Source organism: Streptomyces torulosus (assembly GCF_001419765.1).
GTDB lineage: Bacteria > Actinomycetota > Actinomycetes > Streptomycetales > Streptomycetaceae > Streptomyces > Streptomyces torulosus.
Genome location: NZ_LIRK01001025.1, coordinates 1 through 1,050, shown reverse-complemented (window position 1 = coordinate 1,050; position 1,050 = coordinate 1). Strand labels below are relative to the sequence as shown.

2 protein-coding genes and 1 pseudogene are annotated in these 1,050 nt (G+C 72.3%); 1 reads left to right on the top strand and 2 read right to left on the bottom strand.

All coding sequences use genetic code 11. The annotated features are described in order from the left end of the window. Positions 1-341 (bottom strand): annotated as a pseudogene (locus tag AOK23_RS51310) (alcohol dehydrogenase catalytic domain-containing protein); the annotation flags it as partial. A 2-nt stretch (positions 342-343) separates the two neighbouring features. Next, positions 344-531 (bottom strand): alcohol dehydrogenase catalytic domain-containing protein (locus tag AOK23_RS51305; RefSeq protein ID WP_240496864.1); only part of this gene is annotated, 188 nt, incomplete at its 3' end. A 184-nt stretch (positions 532-715) separates the two neighbouring features. Here AOK23_RS51305 and AOK23_RS43740 point away from each other — a divergent pair. Further along, a partial coding sequence (locus AOK23_RS43740) for an STAS domain-containing protein (protein WP_055717896.1) occupies positions 716-1,050 on the top strand: 335 nt, incomplete at its 3' end.

Here is a 1,050-nt window from a genome sequence, read left to right as displayed (position 1 = left end):
TGCGAACAGCCGCGCCGTGGCGATCGCGGCGAGGCCGATGGGGCCGGCCCCGACGACGGCGACGGTGTCCCCGGGCCGCACATGCCCGTTGAGCACGCCCACCTCGTAGGAGGTCGGGAAGATGTCCGCGAGGAGCACGGCGTCCTCGTTGCCGACCGTGCTGGGCAGTACGTGGACGGACAGGTCGGCGTAGGGGACGCGGACGTACTCGGCCTGGGTGCCGTCGATCAGATGGCCGAGGATCCAGCCCCCGCCGCCCCGGCACTGGCCGTAGGCGCTCTCCCGGCAGAAGCGGCAGCGGCCGCAGGCGCTGATGCAGGAGACGAGGACTCGGTCGCCGGNNACGGCCTCGTGCCCGAGGACCGTGCCGGGACGCACGTCGGGGACGTCGCCCTTGAGGATGTGCAGATCCGTGCCGCAGATGGTCACGGCGTCGACCCGTACGACCGCGTCGGTCGGGTCCTTGAGCGCGGGGTCCGGGATGTCCTGCCAGGCCGACTGCCCGGGTCCGTGGAAGACGAAGCCTTTCATGACGCTCCTCACCGTCCTTCTGCGCATGCCGGGAAAGTCCCACACATCCAGCTTGTCCGCTGGACGCGGACCTCGCACGGGACCGCCCGGGCCGCCGTGCGGGCCGGGCGGTCCCGTTCGGGCCGGTACAAGAGGGACCGAACGGCCCTACCGCCGACCCGGTCACCAGGGCTTGTCTCCTCTCATGGACGAGAACGACACCGGGTCCGCGCCGTACCGCACGCACCGCACCTCCGGCGGCGCGACCGTCGTGACACTGCGGGGCGAGATAGACGTCGTGACGGCTCCCGCACTCGCGGCCCGCCTGGACGCCCTGACCTCCCGTCCCCACCCCGACCTGGTGCTGGACCTGCGCCCGGTCGACTTCATCGACTGCTCCGGGCTCGGTGTGCTGTGCCGGGCCCGCAATCGCGCGCGGGACCGGCACGGCCGGCTCCGCCTGGTCACCGACAACTCGCGCTTCCTGCGGCTGCTGCGCTGCACCGGCCTGACCGACGTGTTCGAGGTGGGTTCCCGGCT